Genomic DNA, 2158 nt, shown 5'->3' on the forward strand with positions numbered 1-2158 from the left:
CCAGGAGCAGGTAGGTGGACATCACCATGGCGAGCGCATTGATGAGCCCGTAGAGCACGAAGCGGCGCACGTGCCCCAGACCGCGGGCGAGCTGAGTCGTGGCCTTGAAGACGCACACCGAGCAGAACAGGGCGAAGAAGGCTGCCGCATGCTCCATGTTCCACAGGGCGCTGCCCAGGGCGCACAGCACCCCGGTGCACACGACACCTCCCCCCAGGACCACCAGGGAACCGGCGAAGAGCTCATCCTTGGGAACGTCGTCGTCAATGGAGAACCGGTAGAGGGCCTCCACAACGCCGAGCGAGAGCAGCGGCAGCACGATCTCGATCGCGCTGTTGAGCAGCTCAGCCGTCCCGTACTCACCGGCCGTCAGCGCAGTCGTGTACAACGGCATGAGGACCAGGGAGACCGCCTTGACCGCCAGGCCCCCCAGGGCGAAGACCAGAGTATTGCCCAACAGGAGCCTCATGCGCCCCTTATGGCTTGCCGACATCGAACTGGGCCTTCCACTTCTCGATGAGGTCGAAGTCCAGGCCGTGGATCCTGGTCGGCCAGGAGGACTCGACCAGATCAGCCAGATCGGTCTCGATGGAGTCACGCTCCACCAGCGGCAGGGAGTAGTCCTTCGCCATCTCCCGCGCACGGTAGTCGATGGCCACGATGATGGCGCGCTGCTTGCGCTGCAGGGCGAAGATGCCCCCGTGCAGGCGGTTCCCCACGTAGTCGACGCCCCGGTCGAGCACCTCCCGGAAACCTGCCAGGCTCGGCGTGACGATCTCGACGTCGTCAGCCGCTCCCAGCGACTGCAGGTAGCCCAGGTCGTCAATGGACTGGGGCCAGAAGTGCAGTCGTGAGTAGCTCCTGCGCAGCACGTCGATCATCGCCCGGTCCTTGCGCGGGTTCGGGTGGTAGGAGGTGAGCGTGAAGACCACCTCGTCACCCTTGGTACGGGCAATGGTCTCGCAGTGCTCGGGGGGCAGTCCCCACAGGGTGGGGCAGCCAGTGTTCCAGGCGCGCAGCCCCACCCGCTGCAGGAGATGCTTGGTGCGCTCGTCACGCACCGAGTGCACAACGTCGTGCGACAGCACCTTGCGGTAGAGGGCCCGCGTGTAGAGGTTGACCGATGAGGAGTTGGCCCCCGCACCCACACCCAGGCACACCGTACCTGTGGCCATCCCGCAGTTGAGGTAGTTGATGTTCCATGTCGGCAGGGGCCGCAGCATATTCGTGTACAGGGCGTTGGTGCCGCACAGGAGCTTGATGTCGGCTCCTTTGAAGATGCTGAGCTTGCGCTTAGACATCAGATACTGTGCAGGGGTGTACATCGGAGTATGGGTGGCCAGGCGCATGACATAGTTCGAGGAGAACAGTTCACGCCAGTTCATCTCAATGGATCGCCCAATGATCTCATCCCCCATATTGAGGGATCCAACGGATGTATCCAAAAGCAAAATACGCTTCATAATCTTCCCTTCTTGCATTAGCAAGACGCTTCAGCCCAACCAGTCAGATCGGCCCGACAAGGATACGCCGTATCGACAGACCTGCTTTCTCATCGACGTCACAGAAAGACAACAGGGATCACCGCACTGTACAGTTAAGACAAAACGTACTGGTGGACACAAAAGTAATTTCACAAGCAGGGCAGTAAATCGTCTCTTTGCACACAGGGCCGTTATTCAGCGCACATCCTGTGCCGAGACCTCATGTCAGAGCTGGCGCAGCAGTCCTCCGCTCCTGCGCCTCAGGGACTCCGTCACGGCTCGAGCACTGTTGGTGAGAACCGTCATGTCGCTGGTCGCCAGCAGCCCCAGGCAGACCCAGACCACGACAGTCAGCCATGAGCCGCCATCGAAGGACATGCATGCGGTGATACTGATGAGCAGTGCGAGCTGGTAGGTGAGACGAAGGCGGTCTATCGGCAAGTTGATGCGGCGCCCGAGATCACACGCCCGCACCACCAGGACAAGCATGTAGGCCACCGCTCCGGCCAGGCCGGCGCCCCACGGCCCCATGAAGGGCACGAGAGCCACACCGAGGATCACGTTGACCACCGCCCCCAGCGCCGTGGAGGCCATGAGAACGCCACTGTTCTTCAAGGCCTGGTAGAAGCTCTCGAAGAAGATGCTGATGACTCCGAAGGAGGCCACGAGCATGA

General features: G+C 61.7%; 2 protein-coding genes and 1 pseudogene. All 3 read right to left on the reverse strand.

All coding sequences use genetic code 11. The features are described 5' to 3' along the window. Positions 1-469 (reverse strand): polysaccharide biosynthesis protein (locus tag FK267_RS13330; RefSeq protein ID WP_487246604.1); only part of this gene is annotated, 469 nt, incomplete at its 3' end. 7 nt (positions 470-476) lie between these two features. Next, a complete protein-coding gene (locus FK267_RS13335; protein ID WP_249039352.1) occupies positions 477-1481 on the reverse strand; it encodes a polysaccharide pyruvyl transferase family protein in 1005 nt (334 codons plus the stop codon). Positions 1482-1709: 228 nt separating this feature from the next. Beyond that, positions 1710-2158 (reverse strand): annotated as a pseudogene (locus FK267_RS13340) (polysaccharide biosynthesis C-terminal domain-containing protein); the annotation flags it as partial.

Origin of the sequence: Actinomyces oris (genome assembly GCF_006546825.1) — a bacterium.
GTDB lineage: Bacteria > Actinomycetota > Actinomycetes > Actinomycetales > Actinomycetaceae > Actinomyces > Actinomyces oris.